General features: G+C 51.1%; 25 protein-coding genes. 7 read left to right on the top strand and 18 right to left on the bottom strand.

Going from position 1 to position 23,506, the window contains the following annotated elements; all coding sequences use genetic code 11:
* Nucleotides 1–204: 204 nt before the first annotated feature.
* Complete coding sequence (locus ACMYR3_RS11345) at nucleotides 205–618, bottom strand: hypothetical protein (protein ID WP_424192062.1); 414 nt, start codon at nucleotides 616–618, stop codon at nucleotides 205–207.
* A gap of 33 nt (nucleotides 619–651) precedes the next feature.
* Nucleotides 652–1,023, bottom strand: a complete 372-nt coding sequence (locus tag ACMYR3_RS11340) for a thioredoxin family protein (protein WP_424192061.1) — start codon at nucleotides 1,021–1,023, stop codon at nucleotides 652–654.
* 283 nt (nucleotides 1,024–1,306) lie between these two features.
* Here ACMYR3_RS11340 and ACMYR3_RS11335 point away from each other — a divergent pair, with 283 nt between their 5' ends.
* Nucleotides 1,307–1,600, top strand: a complete 294-nt coding sequence (locus tag ACMYR3_RS11335; protein ID WP_424192060.1) for a hypothetical protein — start codon at nucleotides 1,307–1,309, stop codon at nucleotides 1,598–1,600.
* Nucleotides 1,601–1,691: 91 nt separating this feature from the next.
* On the opposite strand, the gene ACMYR3_RS11330 is transcribed toward ACMYR3_RS11335, so the two are convergent.
* The 8 genes from ACMYR3_RS11330 to ACMYR3_RS11295 all read right to left on the bottom strand — a co-directional run bounded on the left by ACMYR3_RS11330 (nucleotide 1,692) and on the right by ACMYR3_RS11295 (nucleotide 7,372).
* A complete protein-coding gene (locus ACMYR3_RS11330) occupies nucleotides 1,692–2,648 on the bottom strand; it encodes a diguanylate cyclase (RefSeq protein ID WP_424192059.1) in 957 nt (318 codons plus the stop codon).
* Nucleotides 2,649–2,651: 3 nt separating this feature from the next.
* Nucleotides 2,652–3,266: a chemotaxis protein CheC gene (locus tag ACMYR3_RS11325; RefSeq protein ID WP_424192058.1), complete on the bottom strand. Its 615-nt coding sequence runs from the start codon at nucleotides 3,264–3,266 to the stop codon at nucleotides 2,652–2,654.
* The gene (locus ACMYR3_RS11320) at nucleotides 3,263–3,631 is read right to left on the bottom strand and encodes a response regulator (protein ID WP_424192057.1); all 369 of its coding nucleotides are present in this window, start codon (nucleotides 3,629–3,631) and stop codon (nucleotides 3,263–3,265) included. Before ACMYR3_RS11320 ends, ACMYR3_RS11325 begins: the two co-directional genes overlap by 4 nt.
* 44 nt (nucleotides 3,632–3,675) lie before the next feature.
* A complete protein-coding gene (gene speD / locus ACMYR3_RS11315) occupies nucleotides 3,676–4,137 on the bottom strand; it encodes an adenosylmethionine decarboxylase (RefSeq protein ID WP_424192056.1) in 462 nt (153 codons plus the stop codon).
* A complete protein-coding gene (locus ACMYR3_RS11310; RefSeq protein ID WP_424192055.1) occupies nucleotides 4,134–4,289 on the bottom strand; it encodes a hypothetical protein in 156 nt (51 codons plus the stop codon). Before ACMYR3_RS11310 ends, speD begins: the two co-directional genes overlap by 4 nt.
* A 74-nt stretch (nucleotides 4,290–4,363) precedes the next feature.
* A complete protein-coding gene (locus ACMYR3_RS11305) occupies nucleotides 4,364–5,860 on the bottom strand; it encodes a DUF4178 domain-containing protein (RefSeq protein WP_424192054.1) in 1,497 nt (498 codons plus the stop codon).
* An 83-nt stretch (nucleotides 5,861–5,943) separates the two neighbouring features.
* Nucleotides 5,944–6,975 (bottom strand): SPFH domain-containing protein, encoded by a 1,032-nt coding sequence (locus ACMYR3_RS11300; RefSeq protein ID WP_424192053.1) that lies wholly within the window; start codon nucleotides 6,973–6,975, stop codon nucleotides 5,944–5,946.
* 10 nt (nucleotides 6,976–6,985) lie between these two features.
* Nucleotides 6,986–7,372 (bottom strand): DUF350 domain-containing protein, encoded by a 387-nt coding sequence (locus ACMYR3_RS11295; RefSeq protein WP_424192052.1) that lies wholly within the window; start codon nucleotides 7,370–7,372, stop codon nucleotides 6,986–6,988.
* 196 nt (nucleotides 7,373–7,568) lie between these two features.
* Here ACMYR3_RS11295 and ACMYR3_RS11290 point away from each other — a divergent pair, with 196 nt between their 5' ends.
* Together ACMYR3_RS11290 and ACMYR3_RS11285 are read left to right on the top strand one after the other, a co-directional pair.
* The gene (locus tag ACMYR3_RS11290) at nucleotides 7,569–9,083 is read left to right on the top strand and encodes a polyamine aminopropyltransferase (protein ID WP_424192051.1); all 1,515 of its coding nucleotides are present in this window, start codon (nucleotides 7,569–7,571) and stop codon (nucleotides 9,081–9,083) included.
* 14 nt (nucleotides 9,084–9,097) lie between these two features.
* Complete coding sequence (locus ACMYR3_RS11285; protein WP_424192050.1) at nucleotides 9,098–10,804, top strand: NAD(P)-binding protein; 1,707 nt, start codon at nucleotides 9,098–9,100, stop codon at nucleotides 10,802–10,804.
* 83 nt (nucleotides 10,805–10,887) lie between these two features.
* Here ACMYR3_RS11285 and ACMYR3_RS11280 read toward each other — a convergent pair whose 3' ends face one another.
* Together ACMYR3_RS11280 and ACMYR3_RS11275 are read right to left on the bottom strand one after the other, a co-directional pair.
* Complete coding sequence (locus tag ACMYR3_RS11280; protein WP_424192049.1) at nucleotides 10,888–11,367, bottom strand: cupin domain-containing protein; 480 nt, start codon at nucleotides 11,365–11,367, stop codon at nucleotides 10,888–10,890.
* Between the two features lie 448 nt (nucleotides 11,368–11,815).
* Nucleotides 11,816–12,346, bottom strand: a complete 531-nt coding sequence (locus ACMYR3_RS11275) for a hypothetical protein (RefSeq protein WP_424192048.1) — start codon at nucleotides 12,344–12,346, stop codon at nucleotides 11,816–11,818.
* 255 nt (nucleotides 12,347–12,601) lie between these two features.
* Between ACMYR3_RS11275 and ACMYR3_RS11270 the strand changes: the two genes are divergently transcribed.
* Nucleotides 12,602–13,312 carry a hypothetical protein gene (locus ACMYR3_RS11270; RefSeq protein ID WP_424192047.1) on the top strand — a complete coding sequence of 237 codons (711 nt, stop codon included), beginning with the start codon at nucleotides 12,602–12,604 and terminating at the stop codon, nucleotides 13,310–13,312.
* Between the two features lie 141 nt (nucleotides 13,313–13,453).
* On the opposite strand, the gene ACMYR3_RS11265 is transcribed toward ACMYR3_RS11270, so the two are convergent.
* From ACMYR3_RS11265 to ACMYR3_RS11255, 3 genes are all read right to left on the bottom strand, one after another.
* Complete coding sequence (locus ACMYR3_RS11265) at nucleotides 13,454–14,875, bottom strand: DNA recombination protein RmuC (protein ID WP_424192046.1); 1,422 nt, start codon at nucleotides 14,873–14,875, stop codon at nucleotides 13,454–13,456.
* 182 nt (nucleotides 14,876–15,057) lie between these two features.
* Entirely contained in the window at nucleotides 15,058–16,071 is a 1,014-nt protein-coding gene (locus ACMYR3_RS11260) for a 2-hydroxyacid dehydrogenase (protein ID WP_424192045.1), read from the bottom strand.
* Between the two features lie 111 nt (nucleotides 16,072–16,182).
* Nucleotides 16,183–17,604, bottom strand: a complete 1,422-nt coding sequence (locus ACMYR3_RS11255; RefSeq protein ID WP_424196484.1) for a sodium:proton antiporter — start codon at nucleotides 17,602–17,604, stop codon at nucleotides 16,183–16,185.
* A 210-nt stretch (nucleotides 17,605–17,814) separates the two neighbouring features.
* Between ACMYR3_RS11255 and ACMYR3_RS11250 the strand changes: the two genes are divergently transcribed.
* On the top strand, nucleotides 17,815–18,429 hold the full coding sequence (locus tag ACMYR3_RS11250; protein ID WP_424192044.1) for a TetR/AcrR family transcriptional regulator: 615 nt from the start codon (nucleotides 17,815–17,817) through the stop codon (nucleotides 18,427–18,429).
* 227 nt (nucleotides 18,430–18,656) lie between these two features.
* Here ACMYR3_RS11250 and ACMYR3_RS11245 read toward each other — a convergent pair whose 3' ends face one another.
* From ACMYR3_RS11245 to ACMYR3_RS11235, 3 genes are all read right to left on the bottom strand, one after another.
* Nucleotides 18,657–19,685 (bottom strand): FAD:protein FMN transferase, encoded by a 1,029-nt coding sequence (locus tag ACMYR3_RS11245; RefSeq protein ID WP_424192043.1) that lies wholly within the window; start codon nucleotides 19,683–19,685, stop codon nucleotides 18,657–18,659.
* Between the two features lie 14 nt (nucleotides 19,686–19,699).
* Nucleotides 19,700–21,868 carry a 4Fe-4S binding protein gene (locus ACMYR3_RS11240; RefSeq protein WP_424192042.1) on the bottom strand — a complete coding sequence of 723 codons (2,169 nt, stop codon included), beginning with the start codon at nucleotides 21,866–21,868 and terminating at the stop codon, nucleotides 19,700–19,702.
* Nucleotides 21,869–22,028: 160 nt separating this feature from the next.
* Entirely contained in the window at nucleotides 22,029–22,325 is a 297-nt protein-coding gene (locus ACMYR3_RS11235; protein ID WP_424192041.1) for a carboxymuconolactone decarboxylase family protein, read from the bottom strand.
* A gap of 273 nt (nucleotides 22,326–22,598) precedes the next feature.
* Here ACMYR3_RS11235 and fdxA point away from each other — a divergent pair, with 273 nt between their 5' ends.
* Together fdxA and rpsP are read left to right on the top strand one after the other, a co-directional pair.
* Nucleotides 22,599–22,922: a ferredoxin FdxA gene (gene fdxA / locus ACMYR3_RS11230; protein WP_424192040.1), complete on the top strand. Its 324-nt coding sequence runs from the start codon at nucleotides 22,599–22,601 to the stop codon at nucleotides 22,920–22,922.
* A 297-nt stretch (nucleotides 22,923–23,219) separates the two neighbouring features.
* Nucleotides 23,220–23,477, top strand: coding sequence for a 30S ribosomal protein S16 (gene rpsP / locus ACMYR3_RS11225; protein ID WP_424192039.1), 258 nt, complete (start codon nucleotides 23,220–23,222; stop codon nucleotides 23,475–23,477).
* The last annotated feature ends 29 nt before the right edge of the window (nucleotides 23,478–23,506 follow it).

Here is a 23,506-nt window from a genome sequence, read left to right as displayed (position 1 = left end):
GCAATTCGCAGCAATCAAGTATGACTGTCAGTGGTGGTTAATACCGCCAAAAAGCCTTATCAATACCGATACTCTGATAAAGTATCGGTATTATTTACCTTGTATAGTACGTATTTATTGATTGTTTAAAAATACCTCTTAGGGGTATTTGTTTTGTCTGAGTGGGCCTGATGATCTTGCAAGGCTAAATTTGCAAGCAGGCTGTCACAGCGCATCAAGCCTAAATGTAAACAGCTCAGACATCCGTGCCCGATATTGATTAAGGTAATGGCCGGTTGGCGGTAACCATTGATCAATGGCTTCCCAGACGCGTGTTTGTTGTTCGGGCAAGGGACTGCCAATCGCGCCATCCAGTTCTGCCCATGAAGCCCAGTCCACTTTGGGCATCAATTCGCAAACAGGTTCGGGCAATGCCTTGGCACTATCAACCATGACCTGTAAATGCTTTTCCATTTCCGGGCGCGCCAGGCGTGAGCTGAGAAACTGCGGCATATCCATATCGCCAACCAGCACCTGAATAGCCCAGCCTGCATCAAAAAAATTATTGAGCAGTGCCGCCGTCAGCAGCTTGCCGGCACCACTATTGTGATCGGTTGAATTATGGCTGTTGTTCATCATGCAGTATGGTTTGGCTGTGGTTGATAGGGTGATTTATTCAATGCCATCCGGTTCGGATTCCAGTTCGGCGCGAATTTCATCCATGTCCAGACTGCGCACATGCTCAATAATTTGTTCGAGCACGCTGCCCGGTACCGCACCCGATTCACGTACGACCATCACGCCTTCACGAATCGCCATCAGTGTTGGTACGGAGCGAATGTCAAAGCCGCTTGATAGTTCTTTCTGGGCATCCGTGTCGATCTTGCCAAACACAATATCCGGATGCTTTTCAGCCGCTGCCTCAAAAACGGGCGCAAAGTTCTTGCAGGGAGCGCACCAGGTGGCCCAAAAATCCAGAATCAGGATGGGATGTTTTTCAATCATTTCGCCAAAAGTGGCGTCGGTAATCTCAATGGTGGCCATGTTTGCTCCATATGGGGTCTAAGGGTGAATGTCGAATGGTTCTGATAAAACACCCGTGACAAACTGGACATTGCGCGTACCGATTGATGCACAAAGCCCGCACACAGTGGGTGATGGGGCACCATAATGCAAGGGACATACCGGAAAATGACAGTAGCTTAAAATATTTGCTCGCCACATAGAGCGGATTGCGGACATTTAATTCAGTTGGAGCATGATTCGCAAATTTCATTCGGGGCAGAACCGCTCACCTGTAGTTTGCGTAGATCAACGAGATGAAACGATGATTGAACTGATAATTCTGCCAATACTGGCGTTGGCGATCTGGCTGATTGTCAGAAAGACCGGACTGCCTGATCCAGCCAGTTTGTCTGATGAAGGTTTGGCTGCACGGCTGGCGCTGGAACAGGCGTGGCTGCAGAAACATGCATCAGATTGCAGTGATGCCAAAGTCACGGTCAATATGAGGTCGACGGTGCAGCCGACAATGAAGGCGGCAGCTGCTTATGAACAACGGCATGCCTATTGGATGCAGTTGAATGCAGAATTAGCGGCACGCAAGCAGATTGAACAGTAATGATCGGTCTGTTTTATATACCGAGCGTGGTTGCTAGAGTGATGGATTGGTATGGCGACGACTGTGCCATCAACGTGGGTTTCTCAACGACTCAGGCGACGTCTTTATGTAGGAGTGGGTCGTAGCAGATGGCGCGATTGCGCCCCAGTTTTTTTGCTGCATAGAGTGCCATATCGGCTTCATGGATCATGTGGCTGGCTTCATTATGATGACCACTTAACCCGGTTACTCCCAGGCTGGCACTGGCTGCAATGGCCAGTTCACCAAAGGCGACAGGGGTTGCCTCAATCTTTTTGCGTAACCGCTCAGCCACGACCATCGCCTGTTCAGGATTGGTATGCGGCATCACCAGCAAAAATTCTTCGCCACCATAACGACCGGCCACATCGGTTTCCCGAATCGAGCCACCAACCCGTCGACCGGTTTCGCGCAGCACTTCATCGCCACCCAGATGGCCATACACATCATTGATTTTTTTAAAGTGATCAAGATCGAACATGAGGATCGACAGCTCACCGCCATGCCGCTGTACCCGTTTGATTTCGGCATTCAGTGTCTGTTCGATATAGCGCCGGTTAAAGATGCCGGTCAGACCATCACGATTGCTTGATTCCTCCAGCTTTTTATTGGCATCCATCAGCATGCGCTGATAGATGGCAGCGTCAGTCACGTCCATGAGCACCACGGCAACGGCTTCAATCTCACCCTGATCATCTTTGAGAGGAATGAAGGTGCAATTTTGCTGCATGCAGTCAATACCGCCGGTCATGGGGCGATTATGAGCAAACTGAAACAGCCAGGGGCGTTGCTCCCAGGAGGTAAAAGCCTGATTCTTGAGAATGAAAACGCTTTTGATCTTTTTTTCCAGCCATGCTTTGGGCAGCTCGGGAAAAGCTTCAAACAGATTGGTATTCAATACGGTTTCAGCCGGGTGACGGCTGTTTTTGGCCATGAAATCATTCCACAGCACCAGATTCATATTTTTATCAAGCGCAAACAAGCCCACCCCAACGTGGTCAAGAATCAGACTTTGCAGGCGATTGATCATGAATCAGAAACTTTCCAGAAAATGATCAACGGACACCTGCAGACGCTCAATCGCCTCATCGGGCATGAGTGCCACCATATGGCAATAAAAATTGCGTTGATGCAGGCGGTAATTGACTTCAATCAGCAAGGCATTTTTGAGTGCCAGGTGCTCGGGCTTGATCAGATTGTCCACCAACGCCTTGTGAGCCAGCAGCGATGGGGCGGTAAATGACAAGCTGGAATGCAGTACTTCAGCAATGCCGTTCAGGCAGGCACCAATCAGAATATTGCCAATGTCGAGCAACAGCTCCATTTCGCTGCTGGGGTCGATATCGCTTTCATAACCCATTAAATCAGCCAGATCATTGCAGCCTTCCTGGCCATAAATAATCAATGCTTCACCCTGCATCTCACCCATGAAAGACTGTCGTACCGCACTTACCAGTGTGCCCATACCGACCATTTCGGTCACAGCCTGGCCGACTTCATTGGGTGGCGGTTGTTTGATGCGTGGGATGGAAATTTCAACAAATGAATTGAGCAATTCAGCCAGTTTGGAGGCCGCCTGACCCATGGCAATATTGGTTACTTCTTGCAAGGCGTCACGCTGGTCTTCGTTAAGTTGGAGCTGGGTCATAATTGAATCCCATACTGGCTCAGGATGGCTGCCACCTGACCCGGATTAATGGGTTTTTTGATGAAGGCCATGGCACCGAGTTCTTTGACCCGATCTTGTGCCATTGGCTGCACATCCGCAGAAACCACAATGACAAAAGTATTGAGACCTTCCTGCTGAAGTCGTTCGAGGACGGTATAGCCATCGATCAGGGGCATGGTGAGATCGAGAAACATGACTTCGGCTTTACCCGCACGATAGGCTTCCAGTGCTTCCATACCATTGCCAGCCTGGGTAATTTCAATATCCCAGGTGTTGGGGAAAGTCTTGATCAGCATCTTGCGCGCCATCGGTGAATCATCGACGACTAATACGGACGTCGGCATAGTGTTGTTTCCTCACTGTCACAGAATTCTGCTCATCGGATGAGTCAAGATTGCCGGACAGCAATCATCAACTCGCCTGACTCCAGGTTTTCTTTCATATCGGCACTACCACGAGAAACTGACCTGATTTTTTCGTAACCTGGGGTAAACCCTAGTCGCAAAACCGTCAAGGCGCGATCCGCTTGTGCCTGTCCACACATAAAAATATCAGCTGCCACAAAACCATGCTCTGGCCAGGTATGAATCGAAATATGGGATTCAGCCAGTAACAATACGCCGGTGACACCTGCGCCGTCTCCAAAATGATGGAAACGCTTCCATAATATCCGTGCACCGGCCATTTCAGCCGCACGAATAAGCAGGCTTTCCAGGCGCAATTCATCGCCAAGCAGGTCTTTTTTGACTTGGTAAAAGTCAATTAGCAAATGCTGACCATGCGCCGCAAAAGCTGGTGAAAGTGGGTGCAATGCTGGTTGAATCGAGGTTTCCGCAGAATCTGGTTTCATTTATGACCGCCTCCTGAAAAACCGCCACTCCCATAAAAACCGCCACCAGAATGCCAGCCACTGCTCGATGAGGAACCACTCAAACGGCCCCAGCAAAGAATGGATGAAATAAAAACCACCACGATCACATACCAGATGAATTTTTCGTACATGCCTGAATCTTTCTTTGATGCTTGTTTTTGCTTGATGAAAATGGCGCTGACGGGAGTGACCAATCGGGCTCGATTCACATTTTTTTATTGGGTGGTTTGCTTTCGGCAGGTTTGAATACCCGATCCATGGCCAAGGCAGGCAGGTACATCATCAGCCAGGCAATCAACAATACTTCGCTGACATAGCCAAAGGAGAGCGCCATGGGAATGAGATTGATCAACAGCAATAGCCCAGTTGCCCAGTTGGCGACCGTGATATAGCGGGTCGGTTGGCTCATTAGGGCTGATCCGGCCAATGATTCGTTTTGTTTCCCAAACCAGCCCAGCACGATTTGTGCGCTCACTTTTCTGGAATGCGACCAGGTCAGTTCGTGCGGATTGATTTCCGCAGTGAGTGATTGTTCGCCAAGATTGAATTCAAGCACACGTGTGGTCTCACCGACGGCCACGCGCCAGTTAAAGGCGCCCGCTGCAAAGATCACTCGGGCCGAATAATCCCAGGCTTTGGCAAAAGTCTGCTCCCCCAACTTGGCGGTATTGCCTTCATGCCATTGCGGCCAGGTGTTTAACACCTCGGTGTGATACCAGCCTTCATCAGTTTGTACCAGCCACAAAAATCCTTGTTGTGCCGAATAGAGGAGGTATTCAGTCCAGATATTGGACTCGCCACTTTCCTGGCGACGCAATATCCCCAGCAGGTCGTAACGCTGTCCGTCGATGGTGGCCTTGTCACCCAAGGTGATGGGCGTTTTGATCGACGAGAGTTTGAGGGTGGCCGTCTGGGCAGCGCTGATCACTGCGGCGGTTTTGCCCGAGGTATCAAGTGGTGTACTGCAGGCAGGACAGATCACATGGGTTGTCAAACCTGGCGAAAACTTGATATTGCCGCCACAGGCAGGGCAGGCCAGGTTGTCAATCTTGCCTTTGAAGCGGCCTGCAGTGCGCTGTATTTCAACCTCATCACGCAGCAACTGGCATTTAAGATCGCTTAACTCGATTGCATTGCCCTGATACAGAATGGTTTTCTCAAATGAGTAGTCCAGCGTGCTAAAGCGTTGTTCCAAACGTAAGTCAGCCACCTTGGCGAGCCAGCCTTTACCCACCGCAAATGGCAGTTCACCCTGACCGCCGGTGCATTGCGCGGTGCGAATATCGGCCACGGTGTAGCCACCATCCACTAAAAAAACCTGCTTGCCGGGTTGTAATGATTCAAAGATGGGTAAGGTCGTATCAGTCTGGATTGGCCGAGTGATGGTGTATTGACCTGAAGCATCCGACAGCCAGGCGGTGTCGCCGCTATCAAACAGGATGTACCACTCGTTCCAAAAACCGGCGTCATAACGCAACTGTATCCGGCCGATAACAGTAAAGCTATTGCCGCCAAACTGACCAGTCGTGCCATGTTGCAAAGGGGAGTAGTCTTCCAGCACTTCACCCGTGATGCCGATATTGCTGATGCTATCGGCGTCCTTGAGCAGCGTGCTCTGGCAATAGCCACACACGGCCATGATTGAGCCAGTGCTTTGAAAGCGGACTTCAGCACCGCAATTGGGACAGGCGATGGTTTGCATGTTTCAGGCAGTGCGCTGCCGGCTCGGCTGCAGCAAATGGCATGGGAATATCAGGACTGGTGGCAATGTGTTCAACAAGTGGCTCATCCAATCAGTTTTTTCAGGACTTCAGCCTTGGCACTGTCATAGTCGGCGGCAGAAATCAGACCTTTGTCGAGCAGGGTCTTGAGTTTTTCCAGTTTGACTTCCGGGTTTTCACTGGCTGTCGCTGCAACTGGTGCTGCGGCAGCAGGTACGGCTGCAGCTGTGGGGTTTTGCGCATGGCGCAGACCTTCGGCCATGGTTTGACCCAACACCATCCCCGCCGACATCCCTGCACCAATACCAGCTATGCCACCTTCATTTTGTGCTGCCAATGGGATAGAGGAAGCCACCTGATATTGGGTGAATTGGTTGAGATCACCTGCCATGCCTTGCGCAATGCGACGATCCAACGCGGCTTGCAATTCTTCGGGCAAGGTCACGCTGGCGACATTGAATTCGTCCAGGGCCAGACCGTATTTTTCAAATGCCTGCGCCAGATCACCCTTGACTTTGTCCGCCATGAGCGCCTGATTGGCTGCCATGTCGAGGAAGGGTACGGATGCGCCGCCAATGGAGGTGGCCATGGTCGCCAGAATCAGTCCACGCAACTGTTCTTCCACATCATCACGGGTATAGATGTCGCGTGTGCCGCTTAATTCGGTATAAAACTTTTTGGGATCAGTCAGTCGATAGGAATACATGCCAAAGGCGCGCAGGCGCACCATGCCAAAGTCTTTGTCACGCAGGGTGATGGGCTGCTGTGTGCCCCAGCGACGGCCAGTCTGGATGCGGGTGCTGTAAAAGTACACGTCCGACTTGAAGGGTGACTCAAACAGCTTGTCCCAGTTTTTTAAATACGTCAGTACTGGCAGTGTTTGCGTATTCAAGGTGTAGGTGCCCGCGCTAAAGACATCGGCAATCTGACCTTCATTGACAAACACGGCCAGCTGCGATTCGCGTACCACCAGGGTGCCGCCATTCTGGATTTCCATGCCTTCCATCGGGTAGCGCCAGGCCAGTACGCCTTCGGTATCTTCGGTCCATTGCAGGACATCAATAAACTGCTTCTTGATGAATGATCCAATGCTCATGATTAGCTCCTTAGGAAAGACAGGCCGCGTTGACAATGCCTGCGGTAAGCGATAAGGCACCAACAAAACCGCCCACGGCAGTGTTGCCAGCTTCAATATGGGGTTTGACACCATCAGCCAGTTTGGAGGCCAGATAGTAGGCTGCCATTTGCACTACCAGGGCACCAAAAGACCAGCCGATAAATTCGAGCAGCGACGAGCTATGCAGGATACCCGAGGCAATCGTCAATGAAAAACCAATCAGCGCGCCCGATAGCGACAGGGCTGCAGCTGGATTACCCTGTTTGATCAGGTCGACTTCATGATAGGGCGTGATGCGGGTATAGACGATAAAAAATATTGCCAGTAGCAGCAGTGCGGAGAGCAGATGCAGGACATAATTGACGATGGCGGGCAAGGTTGGCTCCTGGTTAACGGTGCGGATGGGTTGCCGATTGATGACGCAGTCCGATCAATTTGGCTTGACCCGGGCTGACTTGCTATCCGGCCACTTTTCAGCCTGGTAAGCGAGCCAATTAAGCCAGCCAAATAGCCTGCAAAACAGACAAGATTTGATGCATTACCCAAACAGCAAATTTCCTGATTGTAAACACATGTCAAGTCAGCACATTCTGGTCTTTTCGATTTTCATTGTAGCGTCCTGCGGACTGGCTTACGAGCTTATTGCCGGTGCGTTGTCCAGCTATTTGCTGGGCGATTCGGTAATGCAGTTTTCTTCGGTGATTGGCTGTTATCTGTTTGCCATGGGCGTGGGTTCGCATGCCTCCAAGTATGTGCGTGACGAGCAAGTGCTGGAACGTTTTATTGATGTGGAATTGCTGGTTGGTCTGTTTGGTGGCGTTTCCGCCATGCTTCTGTTCATGGCCTTTGCCTGGATGGCCGCACCATTTCGTACCTTGCTCTATGTGCTGGTGTTTGTGATTGGTCTATTGGTCGGTATGGAAATTCCCTTGGTGATGCGTGCCTTGAATGCCCGCCAGGTGCAGTTTGGCGAACTGGTCAGTCGGGTGCTGACGTTTGATTATCTGGGTGCGCTGGCGGTCTCTTTATTGTTTCCCCTGTTTTTGGCACCGCGTCTGGGCCTGTCACGCACGGGTTTGTTGTTTGGCATTTTGAATGTGGCTATCGCGTTGTGGACGATCTATTGTTTTCGCGAACAACTGCTCAATGCGGCAGGGCAGGTCTTGCGCGCCTGCTGTATTTTGCTGCTGTTACTGGTGGGGATGGCTTATTCTGACCGCTTGGTGCAATGGGCTGAGCGCGGCCTGTTTGGTGATGAAATCATTCATGCGGTCAACACGCCGTATCAACGGCTGGTCATCACGCAATGGAAGGATGATCTGCGTTTGTATATCAATGGCAACCTGCAGTTTTCTTCAAGAGATGAACATCGTTATCACGAGGCCTTGGTGCATCCCGCTTTACAGACTTTGCCCTGGGCGCGCTCAGTGTTGATTTTGGGCGGTGGCGATGGCCTGGCCCTACGCGAGGTTTTAAAGTATGCACAGATCGAGCAGGTGACATTGGTAGATCTGGACGCGGCCATGACCAATTTGTTTGCGACTTCACCCAAGTTGGTCAAGCTGAATCAAAGTGCCTTTGCGGACCAGCGCGTCAAGGTGATCAATCAGGATGCCGGACAATGGCTGGAGCAACAAAACGGTAGCTATGATCTGATCATTGCCGACTTTCCCGATCCTTCCAGCTTTGCGCTGGGTAAGCTATATTCGGTGCCGTTTTATCGTTTGCTCAAGCAGCATCTGTCGGTCAATGGGCTGGTGGTGATTCAATCCACGTCACCATACTATGCGCCACATGCCTATTGGACTGTCGATGCGACCTTGCGCGAAGTGGGCTTCAAGACTTATCCCTATCATGCTTATGTGCCGTCGTTTGGTGAGTGGGGCTTCATGATCGGCAGCCTGCAAAACCCGTTTGTGCCACCCACCACCTATCGTTTGCCGATGCGCTTTTTGGATGCTGCCGTCACGCAGCAGATGTTTATGTTTGCGCCCGATATGCCACGTCCGCAGGTCGAGCCTAATCGACTCAACACTCAATCACTGGTGCATGAGTTTGAGGCGGACTGGCATAAACAGATTCGTTAAGCGACGCAAACAATATGCAGCGACGTTCCTTCGTTTTGGGTAGTGGCATCACGCTGGCCGGCCTGGCCAGTGGTGCGGCTTATTGGCGCTGGCAAGAGATCAAGCCAGCCGTTCATTATCCGGGTCGTGATCTGGGCCATCAGATCAGAGATCAAACCAACTATTCAGCATGGCCAAGCAGTGGTGTCGTCCGCAAGACCAAGGTGCTCATCATCGGTTCGGGCGTGGCGGGATTGACGGCCGCATGGCGTTTAAATAAATCGGGCTGCCAGGACCTGCTCATGCTGCAGGGGCCGGAACCCTTTGGCAATAGCGCCGGGACATCGTTTGGTACAGGCAACGATCAGATCAGTTGTCCAACCGGAGCGCATTATCTGCCCTTGCCATCAATGGAATCACGTCATGTGCGCGAGTTGTTGTTTGACCTGGGTGTGATTGAAGCCAATCCCTATGCCTTGCAACCGACCTATGATGAGCGTGCATTGGTGCATGCACCTGATGAACGTTTGCTTTTTAATGGTCAATGGCAGGAGGGCTTGTTGCCTTTACAGATGACGGGGCAGGGGATCTCGGCTGGTGATATTGCAGAGCACCAACGCTTTGTCGAGCAAATCGCGCAATGGCGTGAACTGATTGGTAGCGATGGCAAAAAGGTGTTTGCGATACCGTTGGTTTTATCTTCCCATGACACCGCCTGGCGGGCGCTGGATCAGCTCAGTTTTGCGGATTGGTTGCGTGCCCAGGATTATCAATCAGCCGTCTTGCACTGGTATGCCAATTACTGTTGTCGCGATGATTATGGTCAGACCTATGACAAGGTATCAGCCTGGGCCGGGCTGCATTTTTTTTGCAGCCGTGGTGGGCAGGCAGCCAATGCCGAACGCGGCGCGGTGCTCACCTGGCCCAATGGTTTGCAAACACTCACGCAAGGTCTGTTTGATCATGCCAAGTTGCAAGAACGCAGTCTACCCATGAGTGCTTTGCAGATTGATGAACAGGCTGATGGCGTGCGGGTCCTGGCATGGGATCATCAGCAGGGCATCACCGTGCAGATTCGGGCTGAGCAGGTCATCTGCGCGATGCCCTTGTTCGTCGCCAAGCATGTGGTGCGTGATGCGCATCGTTATGGTTTGGCGAGTGCGCAGGACTTGCCACCGACGGTGCCCTGGCTGGTCAGCAATTTTTGGCTGAAACATTTTCCAGCGGAAATCAATGAAATGAATCAAAGCAGGGATACCGTGCCACTGGCCTGGGACAATGTGGTGTATGGCGGCAAAGGCCTGGGTTATGTGGTGGCCACGCATCAACAAGTGCGGGTAGGGCAGCCCAGACAAACTGTCTTTACGGCTTATCATGCCCTGTCAGATCAAACGCCCGATGCAGCGCGGCAATGGCTCAATCAGGCCAGTCCACAACAACTGCTGAAACTGGCTTTGTCAGATTTGCATGCTGCCTATGACTGGCGCTTCAATCCACAGGTGCTGGCGGCAGATATCACGGTGCGAGCGCATGCAATGGCTTCACCCATACCGGGCTTCTTGAGTAACCCGACACTGCTGGCCATGCGTGAGCCTGGCGTCAACGCTGCTGCCAATGCCCATGGCAATGTCAATCAGCGTCGGCTGCATTTTGCGCATAGTGATCTATCCGGCATGTCCTTGTTTGAGGAAGCCAGTTGGTGGGGCGATGTGGCAGCGCGAGCGGTGATGCAAGCGTTGTAATGGCAAGCTTTACAACGTTTGCATAATTTATTCAATAGAAAATTGAAATTTTCAATATAAAATCTTTTCTCGGATTCGACTGACTAATAAGTCGTATTGTCCTTGTGCAGGAACTGCCACTGGCCATTGACCTGAATCGCTTTGAGATCGTCATCGGGATAATCGGCCGAGTCACCGGGAATGCGATCACCCACTTCAAGATAGACGACTTCTTCATCACTGAGGTTGATCAGGCGATGGCCGTTGCCGGTACCAGCCTTAAAACCAGCGCACATGCCCGGCGCGAGTTGAGTATGGCCTGCATCGGTATGCAATGTTGGGTGGCCTTGCAGGATGTAAATAAACTCGTCCTGCTGGCTATGTGCATGGCGCAATGCGGAGGCGGCATTGGGCGCAAGGCGGGTCAGGTTGACACCAAAATTGCTCAGTCCAAACACATCCCCCAGGGCACGTTTTTCTCGGCCAGCCATGCGCGATGCAAAAGGTTCGGGGTAGATCGATGGCTTGCTGCGCGGTGGGGCGTTGGCGGCGATGATGGCAATGGGGTGACTTGGTTTGTCCATGATGCGTGAAAAATTATTGAGGGTTTAATGATGAGAACCTGAGTTTGACATGAGTGATGTCATCACTCATAGCTGTTTTGCTTAGGCTAAAGCAAATTGCGATTGGCGGCAATGCACAGCGCGTCATTGTTTGATGAGAACCTTGCAAGCCGCTATGCGATGACGACTGGCTTGAAGCAAGACGAAAGCAGAATGAATGACTATTTAATGTCTGTTCAACGCGATGTTGCTGATGATTGAAGGTGAGTGATGCGTCGTGGTTGCATGCAGGTGATGGCCTTGCAATGAGATGGCATCTTTGCCAACAGGCTCAAAGAACCAGTTGGCAGAACGCCGATTGACTGACAGCGTTGCGGCTGATGAACATGGATAGTGGGGTAGTGTATTTAAAATTAATCAATAAATACAAACTATGCAAGGTAATTATTAGCTATACACCCAATAAGTATCAGTGATGTCCGTGCCCGTGACCACGGCCATGCTCACCACCGCGCTCACTTCCATCGTTACCAGGATAAGCACCTTGATTACCGCGGCCACCATCGGGAGCACCATCATGGTCGTGATAGTCACGATGTTCTTCTGCGCGATAGCCACGCGGTTGATAGGCTGGATACGCGTCGTACTCGCGCGTGCGCACAAAATACACGGGGCGATAGCAGGCCTGATAACGCCCACAATAGCGAGCCCAGTTGCGCGCATGCCCGGGTGGTACGTTCAGATAAATGGGGGCTACTGGTACATAGTTGGGCTGACGCGTGATGATCAGCGGTTGCGGATAAAAAACCGGTGGCGCAACATTGCCCACATCAACCCGGCCATACACGCCCGGGGCGACTTCACCAGTGACGCTCACGCCCACTTGCACGGCTTGAACAGGCAGTGCGCACAGCAGCAGGCTGGCCGCAGCGCTCGTGCCAAGACTAAAACGAATCAATCGGAAAATAAAGGCAGGGCGGATCAGGAGGAGACGTTGCATATTATTGTTTATCATGAAATTGGTGAAGACATCGAAGTGAAGACATAACCTGAACATTCAGCATGTCAGCTTTGTCCCAGGCAGCAACTTAGCGTTTTTTTAATGCCTGGATGTGGTTTTTTACAAAGCGTGACAAAACGTTTCGCAGACAAAAGGTTTTCAGGCAATGTGTCACGCAAAGCGCGGCAACGGCTCGTTTAAGATGAACCCATGATCGAATAACCGTGGCTGGAGCCAGATAGAGGAGTGGTGTGAATGAGGAGTCAAAAAAGAACACGTGCATTCAAGTGTTTGGCCAGACACCTGATGATGGGGCTGCTGCTCGCCAGTCTGCTCTGTTTAAACCTGACCGGTGTGCAGGCCGCCACGACCGAACAGTTTTTGCAGGAAACTCAAACCATGCGTTTGGAAAACAAGGTCATGCGGCTGGTCTGGTGGATACCCAACGAGTTTTGGAGCAAGAGCGCTGAAGGTAATGGCAAAAGTGCCGATGGCACCAAACAGATCTTGGCAACTGTCGATCACTACGTGGTGCTGGCGGTGAGCCGCAGCGAACTCGGCCCGATGGGTGGCCTGACCAATACGCCGCGTGGGGTGCTTGAAAAAATGCTGCGTGTTGAGCTGACCGATGGCAAGACACTCACACCACTGGCCGACAAAGATCTGTCACCGGATATGCGCAATTTTTTGGGTATGATGAAACCGATGTTTGCCAATATGCTGGGCACCTTTGGGCAAGGTCTGGAGCTGGTCGCCTTTCCAGGTAAAAATGAAGCTGGCCAGAGAGTGGTTGATCCGCGTAATCCGGGTAAATTTACGGTCTTTGTGGGTGCCGATCAATTCAACTGGCGCTTGCCCTTGGGCAGCCTGATGCCTGACAAGATCGACCCGGCCACCAAGGAAATCTTTTTAGGTTCGTATATCTTCAATCCCTATACGGGCGATCGTTTGGTGGTGAAAGAATAGCTTGAGACGAGGTGAGTGATTGATATTTAAAAATTAAATATTGGGCTAGTACGCCAAGTAAAAAGGCTGATTGTCATTTCACAATCAGCCTTTTTTATTTTCTTGCTTGATTTAAGTTGATGCAGATTGAATCTGCTTTATTCAACCCTCATCGGCCGCAGATTCGCCGGTATCAATCCCACCATCACCCAGCAGCTTATCTACCTCAGCTACTGGCATGGCTTCCACGTTGCGCAATTTGCTTTGCATGACGCGGGTACGGGTCTGGGCCGAATCAATCTTGCTGGCGGCGGTTTCCAGGGTTTTCTTGACGGAGTCGAGCACGCTGCCAAATTTACCAAACTCGGTTTTGACTGCGCCCAAGACTTCCCAGACTTCGCTGGAACGTTTTTCGAGTGCCAGCGTTCTAAAGCCCATCTGCAGGCTATTGAGTACGGCAGTCAGCGTGGTCGGGCCGGCGATGGTGACGCGATGGTTGCGTTGCAAATCATCGGTCAGGCCGGGGCGACGCAGTACTTCGGCATATAAGCCTTCAGTCGGTAAAAAGAGGATCGCAAAATCGGTGGTGTGCGGGGGCGCCAGATATTTTTCGCTGATGGTTTTAGCCTCTTTGCGCAAGGCCGTTTCCAGTTCTTTGGCGGCGGTGTTGGCTTCTTCAATGGCCGCGCGATCCAGTGCATCAATCAGGCGCTCGTATTGTTCCTTGGGAAATTTGGCGTCAATGGGCAACCACACTGGCGCATCGGTCAAACCTTTGCCGGGCAGCTTGATGGCAAACTCCACGGCGGCTTCCGAGCCTGGCACTGTCTTCACATTTTTGGCGTATTGATCGGGGGTGAGAATTTGTTCCAGCAACATTTCCAGTTGGACTTCACCCCAGGTGCCACGGCTTTTGACATTGGTCAGTACGCGTTTCAAATCACCCACGCCTTGCGCCAAGGTTTTCATTTCACCCAGGCCATTGTGAACCTGCTCAAGCCGCTCGGAGACGAGCTTGAATGACTCACCAAGACGCTGCTCCAGTGTGGCATGCAGTTTTTCATCGACCGTCTTGCGCATTTCTTCGAGCTTGATGGCGTTGTCCTGCTGCATGTCCTTGAGCTTGGTTTCCAGCGTATTTCTGATTTCGGTCAGACGCCGTTCATTGGCCTCGGACAAAGCGCTGAGTTGCTGTTGCAAGGTTTCAGAAAAGCGTTGCAGGGTTTGCGACTGTTCATCGCGGTTGGCTTGGGCATTGTGTGTGAGCGCCAGTCGAAAGGCATCAAGCTTTTGCTCGTTGGCATCCTTGAGTTGCACCAGACTGATGGAGAAGCGATCAATCTGATCATTCTGGGTGGTCGTGGCTGCAGTGAGCTGGGCGCTGAAGGCCTGTTGAAAGCGGCCGATGTTTGCACCAATTTCTTCGCGATTGCCGCGCGAAGTGCTGCTGATGTCATTGCGCAGCTCGCGTTCCAGCCGTTCAAACGGACTCAGGTCAGTCTTGCCGCGCGACAGCCAGATAATCAGCAGGCCAAGCAGTATCAGCGCCAATAAAACCAGGGTGAGGATTTCAAAAAGTGTCATGCGTTATTTCTTAGGGTCAATGAGCGGCAATGCGCCTGTTATTTGATAAGAGTGACATGCAGTTGATTGCCGTGATTCGCTGCGCAACTATGAGTTCACAGCTATTTGTTTGCATCAATTTGCTATTAGGCAACGCTTAAAATTTCAATCGCTTAAACTTCATTCATATAGCAGACGGTACATTATGCCCGAGGTGTTGTGCGGTTTTGTGCCAACACCGCCGGATTCAGTATGCAGGGTGGCTGACCGGCTTGCGGGCCAAAGCCCAGTGCGGCGATCAGGTTGTCGGTGGCCAGTTTGATCATCTTCATGCGCGTCACCTGGGTGGCGCTGGCAATGTGTGGTGTGAGGACGATATTGCTGACGGCCAGCAAGGCCGGCTGCACCTGGGGTTCATTTTCAAATACATCAAGGCCTGCGGCAGCAATCTGGCCGGTGCGTAGCGCATTGGCCAGTGCGGCATCATCCACAATGCCACCCCGCGCAATATTGATCAGCGTGGCAGTGGGTTTCATCTGTGCCAGCTCGGCTGCGCCGATGGTGTGATGAGACTCAGCGGAGTAGGGCAGCACCAGTAGCACGTGATCGGCCTCACGCAGCAGGGTGGCTTTGTCGACATACGTGGCATGCAGTTGTTGCTCAAGCGGCGCTGCAAGCTGCGAGCGATTGTGATACAGCACCTGCATATTGAAGCCTTGGGCACGGCGGGCAATCGCCTGGCCGATGCGTCCCATGCCAATGATGCCGAGCGTGGCACCGTGCACGTCTTGCCCCAAAAAACTGTCAAAACGAAACTGTTGCCAATGGCCGGCACGCAGCCAGTCTTCGGCTTCGCTGATGCGCCGCGCCGTTGCCATGAGCAGTGCCCAGGCCATATCGGCCGTGGTTTCGGTGAGCACATCGGGCGTGTTGGTGGCGATCACTCCCGCGGCAGTCAGGGCGGCCATGTCGAGGTTGTTGTAGCCCACCGCGTTATTGCACACCGCTTTGAGGCGCGGCGTTTGCGCCAGCAGCTGGGCGTTGATGGGTTCAGTCAGGTTGGTGATCACGCCGTCTTTGTCGGCCAGTGCGGCGGCCAGCGTGGCGGGCGTCCAACCAATGTCGGCCTGATTGCTTTGCACCTCAAAATAGCGGCTCAAATAAGTCGGAATTTCATCAAAGGTGGCGCGGGCGATCAAAATTTTAGGACGACTCATGATGCTGAACAATTCTGCCAAAAATGGTCATTTAATAGGAGTATGCAGATATTTTAACTGCTTAAGTGCGTTTATATTGATTAATAAAAAATACACCAAGGGGGTATTTATTTATATAAAAAATACCAGCGACACCACAATCAGGCACGGCAACAACAGCACACACGACCATTTCAGGTAGCCAAAAAAGCTGGGCATGGCAATGCCACGTTCTTCGGCAATCGCCTTGACCATGAAGTTGGGTGCATTGCCAATATAGGTCAGCGCGCCCATGTAGACGGCACTGGCAGAGATGGCTTCCAATGTGACGCGGCCCACGGTCATCAGCCATTGCGGATCACCCCCCGCCAGATTGAAAAACACCAGATAGGTTGGTGCATTATCCAGAAAAGCCGAGAGCAGGCCAGTCATCCAGTAATACATAAAGTTGTTGGGGCTGCCATCGGCACCACTCACCGTTTTGACCACGCTGGCCAGCGGACCATGATCACCCGCCTTGAGCATGGCAATCACTGGCACGATGGTTAAAAAGATGCCGATAAACAGTTTGGCCACTTCGATGATTGGCGCCCAGCTGAAGTCGTTACCGGCTCGTGCAGTCTTGGGCGTGATGGCTAGGGAGATGAGTGCAATCACAATCAGCAGGCCATCGCGTACTAGGTTTTGCAAGGCCAGCGGCGTGCCGTGAATATCATATTCGACGCCTGGTTTCCATAAGCCGCTGAGCAGCACTGCGCCAATCACACCCAATAGCAAAACAAAGTTGGCCTTGCCTTCCAGCTTGACCGTTGAATCTTTGGTTGGGTCTATTTCGGGCGGAAATTCTTCGCGCAGCTCATGAAAGTAATGCGCATCGAGCAGATAAAAAATCAGTAACAGCATGGCGCACAACAAAAGGGTGGGCGGCAGCAGGGTGCGGGTGGTCCAGAAGAAATCCACGCCTTTTAAAAATCCCAGAAACAGCGGTGGATCACCCAGTGGCGACAGGGCACCACCGGCATTGGCCACCAGAAAAATGAAGAACACCACCACATGGACCTGATGCTGGCGATTGTCATTGGCGCGGATCAGCGGACGTATCAGCAGCATGGCAGCGCCGGTCGTTCCCATGATGCTCGCCAGCAGCACGCCCAAGCCCAGGATGGCCGTATTGAGTTTGGGTGAACCATGCAAATTGCCATGCAGGCAAATGCCACCCGCCACCGTAAACAGACTTGCCAGCAAAACAATGAACGGAATATATTCCAGCAACAAGGCATGCACCAGCTCGGCAGCCGCTGCAGACCAACCAAAATGCAGCGCAAACGGCACCATAAAGAGTGCCGCCCAAAACAGCGTGACCTTGCCATAGTGGGCATGCCAAAAATGGCCCGCCAAAATGGGCAACAAGGCAATCGATAACAGCATGCCCGCAAAGGGTATGCCCCACGGCAAGGTCAGTTCGGCATGATTCAGCTCCGCCGCCGAACATGGCAACACCGCGCCCAGCAACAGCCAACAACAGAAGGGCAGCAGTCGCAAACAGCGTTGCAGCGCCGATGGCAACAAGGGTTGGCGAATCAATATCGGGTGGGCGAGCATGACAGACTCCTTGTTTTAGTCTTTTTCATCATTATTGGTTAATATTGTGCCTGATACCGCTCACCTTGCTCAGTGCAATTTTAAAAACGATAGCAGCGGATCCAGTTCGCCCCAAGACCCAAAAATAATCACAACAACCTCTTGAAGTGGACGAGATATCCTATGGCCGATACCCGCCAAATATTGATTGAACAGGCAACTGTATTGATTCGATCTCGCAGTTATTCCAGCATCAGTTATAACGATTTAAGTGCCATCGTCGGCATTCGCAAACCCAGCATTCATCATCACTTTCCCAGCAAGGAAGACTTAGGCCTGGCCGTGGTGAATGCCTACCACGACAAGTTCGTGGCCAAATTGGCGCGGATTGATCAGGAGCAGGTTTCACCCATGGATCGGATTTTGGCTTATGCATTGATCTATCAAAGTGCCCGAGGAAAAAACCTGGGTTGTGTCTGTGGTGTGCTGGCTGCAGAAATGGGCAGCCTGCCATTGACCATCCAGGACAGATTAAGAACCTTTTTTGACTACCACCTCAACTGGCTGGAACGAACCCTTATCAGCGGCTGGCAAAACGGCGAGATATTGAAGCAAGGCACGCCACGTCAACAAGCCGCCATGGTCATCAACAGCCTGCAAGGCATGCTTCTGGTAGGCCGTCTCAGCGAAGACAAATCAATTTTTGATGATACCGTCGCCGGTATTGACGCCATGCTGCGCGCTGAAGTGGATACGTATGCTTTGCAGTATGGGGTGCCGGTTGGAAGGGCAAGTTGAGATTTGATTGCAATGCTTGTGAAAGTAATCAAGGCTTGTATCTGTCAAACTTCTTTTCCGATAGTTTGCTATGGGAAGCGGCTTAGCTAATGCCATTTTAGGAATTAGCACATGGCTAAGTTCAATTAATCATGACGTCATTGATTGAGCTTATCCAACGACAATTTCAAGAGACTACACTAACTTGATTGCCAGCCCCAACCTGCCCGAATTGAGGCTAACCATCTTTAGCCCTTCAAGTTCCGCTTAGGAAACCCTGCACTACTGATCACGCTACCATCCTTGCGAATCATGAAGGCTTCTACGCCCTCGGTTTGTTTGATCAGTTTCATGCCTTCCTGACTACCCAATACCATGATGGCGGTGGACAGGCCATCGGCGATGGCACCGTTGGCAGTGGCAACGGTGACGCTGGCCAGCTCGGTGGGTGAGGTGCCGCTATGTGGATCCAGAATATGGTGTTGCTGATGCTGCTTGTCCCAGAAGTATTCATAATCACCCGAGGTGCTCAGGCTGCCTTGAAAGTGGCTGACGCCAGTCACGTATTGGTTGGGATGACGTGGGTCTTGAATCGCGGCTACCCAGTCGCGGCCATTGGGTTTATGGCCCATCATATTGATTTCACCGGTATCCAGAAAGGCATGTTCAATGCCGTTACGCTTTAAGATCGCGGCCACCCGATCCGCCGCGTAGCCTTGTGTCAGGCCATTTAAGGTAATGCCCATGCCAGGTTTGCTCAAGCGGATTTCATTGCTGCCGGTCTGTACGGCATGCCAGTCGATCAATTGACGATATTGGCTGAGTGTTGCTGCATCCAATCTGGCATTGCCTGATTGTCTGGCCTGTTGATCCAGTTTTAGCCAGAGGGGTTGCACGGTGATATCAAAGGCACCCCGGCTCATGGTGCTGACTTGTGCGGCCACTTGCAAGAGTTCTTGCAGGATAGTGCTTGGTTGCTTGAGTACGCCGTTGCGATTGAGTTGACTGATTTCACTATGGGGTCTGAACAAACTGGCCGCTTGTTGAACGGCTTCAATTTCTGTAAAGGCCTGTTCAAATGCGGCATCAGCCTGTTGGCCAGATTGTGCTGCCAGCGTGAGTTTGATGGTGGTGCCAAACGCAAGGCCGCTGCGATCAAACAGTTTGGCTTCAGCAATCGCAGCATTGTTGGCAGCCAAGGTAGGTAGGCTGGTGTATAGCAGCGATTGCCCCATCAGGTTTAAAAAGAAGCGGCGTGACGTATTGGTTTTTTTCATTGTGGTCTCCTCGATCAGTTTAATGTTGCAATCTGGGCGCTCTTGGCAAGTTCAGCGGCGCGTTCTTGACGACGGTTGGCCAGCACAATCGGTACACAGCGTTTGGGGTTGTGATAAATCTCCACGCAGTCCAGACATTGAAAGCATTCGTCATAGATGATTTTGCCTTGTGTGGAGATGGCACCATAGCGACATTGATGTTTGCAAAGCTGGCAAGGTGAGCCACATTCCACACGACGTTTGAGCCAGTCCCAGCGCCTGAATTTACCGAGGATGGCCATCATGGCACCCAATGGGCAGAGGTAGCGGCAGAAGGCCTTGTAGACAAAAAGATTGGCCAGCACCAGTAGCACGGCATATAAAACAAATGGCCAGGTACGCACAAACATCAGTGTGATGGCTGTTTTGAATGGTTCAACTTCGGCCACTGTTTCGGTACGGCCAGGATTGAACGCAGCAATCGCCAAAAAGCCAATCAACACAATGTATTTGAGATAACGTAAAGATTGATCGAGCTTGACGGGGACTTTGACTTGTTTAATTTTCAATGGGCGAACCACCCAGGCGACCAGCTCTTGCATAGCACCAAAGGGACAGAGCCAGCCACAAAAGGCACCACGCCCCCAGATGAAGGCGGTGATGATGACGTAGACCCACAAGACCAGGCTGACGGGATCCCACAAAAGAAAACCATAGTCGTGCGTGACCGTGACAGCCTTGACCAGACCTGCCAAGGTGACGATGGACAGCTGCGCCTGGTCGTTAAAGCCAATGATGAGCAAGGTGAAAACCAAAAATGCAATACGCAGGTACTCAAAGCGTTTGGCCGAACTGGTCGAGGCTTTTTGCTGGAAGAGCAGGTAGGTCAATACGGCCAGCGCGGCTACCAGTATGACCACATCTACCAGACGGTCTTTCCAGATGGCTTTCCAGCCACTGGTGGCAGAAGAGGCGGATTCTTCTGCCGTTGGAATATCAAAGTATTTTTCGATGGGTTGGATGTTGGTGGCGATGTCGGCATGAAACACCTCGGGGTAGATCAGGCCTTTTTTTCTGAATACACGCAGATCCATTTCCCAGGGGCTGGCTGGATCAAAGCCTGATCCGGACGATGCGCGAATGATGGCGTAAGGGTAGGCGGGCGCATCGGCAGGAGCGAGTGGATCGTCATAGCTGTAGTCGCGAATGCTGAGTGTGCCGCCAGCTTGTTTGAGAATGATGTTTTCTGGGTTGGCACCATGTATGTACTCATTGCCAAATGGCTCATCGGCACCCTGAACGGCAAACCAGATGGCATGATCGCCGCTCATGAGTTGCATCATCTTTCTATATTTGGCTTCACCCAGCAGATTGATGCCCACAATGGGGGTGTTGATATACGCCATATAGATATCGGCATACGTCTCATCTGGCGATTTCAGGACGGTATTGACCAAGCCTTCTGCATCGGTTCCCGCATAAAGTTTTTCAATATCCCGGTTAAGTATTGGGTGATGAACAACCAAGCCATCTTTGAGAAGTTGGGCAAAGGTTTTTTTCTCAAACAGATCCATTTTGGGACGGCCAGGTAATCGGACAGGCTGTGCCGAAATATTGAGCTTGGCGCGAGCGACAGTCAGGGCGGCCGAAATGATGGTTTCATTGAGAATATGTACTGATGCAGTTGCTTTGGCAACGCCATCCACGGTGGTGTCATCATCCATGGCCTTGCGTTTGGTATGCGCTGGCATGACGCGGATATTACGCAAGACCGATTTGCCGCTATATTGCGCTGCAAACTGATGCATGGGCTCTGGACCAAGACCATCCAGAAAGACTGGTTCATGCTGGGCGATCACTTGTGCGGTCTTCAGTTTTCCATCGGCTTCCAAGGTGATCAGCACATTGAATGGTGTACCAGAAAAACCAGGAATGCTGACAAAATCAATGCTCTCAAAAATGTAGCCGGTGACCTCTTCTTTGCTGCCGATGCGTTTGATGATGGGCCAAACGGGCATGGATTTATCTTGCTCACCCAAAAGGTAAGGGGGCGCAAATGCCGCCTCCAGCTCCGCCCGGCTTAATTGGCCAGCGTAACTACTGTTTGTGGCTAGTAACCATGCGAGTGCGATGATACCGATGGCAAAAACGAGTCGAACATAAGATTTGAGCCAGAAGCGGCATTGAGTTAAAACAGAAAACATCGCCAGTCCTCAAGAAGATACATGACCCAATGAGCATGCATCTGATAATGATGCTAATTTGGGCATGAGTATATATAGTTATGTTTTTCTTCTTTAGTTGGTTAATACGATGAGGTATTAACCAGGTCGGACTTTTTTTGACCTTCATTATTCCTGCATTTTAACCCATCAAATGCAAGCCATGGGTGAGGGCAGCGCCAGCATTCAGCGCGGTGGCAATGAATACGGTTTCAGCGATTTCAACATCTGTGGCACCATGTTTTTTTGCAGCCTGTTTGTGGATTTCTAGACAGTAGGGACATTGTGTGGTCAATGCCACGGCCAGCGCCATGAGTTCTTTATATTTGACTGGAATAGCACCATTGGCGCTCATTGCCGCACTATCAAGATGTTGAAAACCTGCAAAAGCCTCTGGGGCCAGTTTCTGCAAATCTTCAATATGTTTTAGTTTGCTCATGTCATACATGGTTATCATCTCCATTGAGTTAAAGAATTGAGGGACTTATTACTTTAAATAAACCGCTCAGTGTTGAGTCTATCTGCGAGTGAGTGCGACAGGGTCTAGTATTTGTACCTAAGGGTGCTTTTTTGATTGACCGAAATTGTTTGAAAGGTTAAAACCATTTCCGCGGTGCGAGGAGCAGGCTGATGATGCAAAAAGAAATGAGCCTGATAAAATAATAGGTTTTCTGGTATGACGAATGGTCATACCTTTATCTGGAGTAATAATATGACCCATGTAGTAACGGAAAGCTGCATTCGTTGTCGTTATACCGATTGCGTGGACGTGTGTCCGGTCGATTGCTTTCGTGAGGGACCAAATTTTCTGGTGATTGACCCTGATGAGTGTATCGATTGTGCAGTTTGTGTGGCCGAATGCCCCGTTAATGCCATTTATGCAGAAGATGATGTGCCTGGCGATCAACAACAATTTATTGCCTTGAATGTTGAGCTGACACCAAATTGGCCATCCATCACCAAGACAAAAGAACCATTGCCTGAAGCAGAGCAGTGGAAAGATGTCAAGGATAAGCTGCAGTATTTGGAGCGCTGATCAATGAGTCGCAAGTCGGGCAGCGGCAATGACTGACTTGCGATAGTACTTAAAAGCATGAAACGAATCATCCAGTTAATTTGTATCGATTGGGTATTGATGTTTGCTTGAAGCATGTTCGATCAGTCCGAAGCCTATCCGGCGAGGCTAATATTTGCCTGCTTGATGCGTACAAAAGCTTTTTTGAGGTATTGGCGTGCTTTTCTGCTAGAATAGCGAGCTTTACTGAATTTCGCGTTGTTGTTTTCTACAACAACGCCTTTGCTAATCCCAATTTACATAATTATTTGGTGACATATGGTCGTTATTCGTTTGTCTCGTGGTGGTGCTAAAAACCGTCCTTTTTTCAATATTGTTGCAACTGATTCACGTACTCGCCGCGATGGCCGCTTCATTGAACGTGTTGGTTTTTACAATCCAGTCGCTTCTGAAAAAGAAGAAGGTCTGCGTATCAAGCTGGATCGTCTTAACTACTGGAAAGGCGTTGGTGCTCAGCTGTCTCCTACAGTTGTTCGTCTGGTAAAAGACTTTGAGAAAAAACAACCTCAAGCCTGAGTATTCTCGACTTGAAGGCGATGGGCGCT

This window comes from Ampullimonas aquatilis (genome assembly GCF_049675895.1).
Classification (GTDB): Bacteria; Pseudomonadota; Gammaproteobacteria; order Burkholderiales; family Burkholderiaceae_D; genus Ampullimonas; species Ampullimonas aquatilis.
The sequence above is the reverse complement of the archived record's forward strand: the minus strand, read 5'-3'. Positions and strand labels throughout refer to the sequence as shown.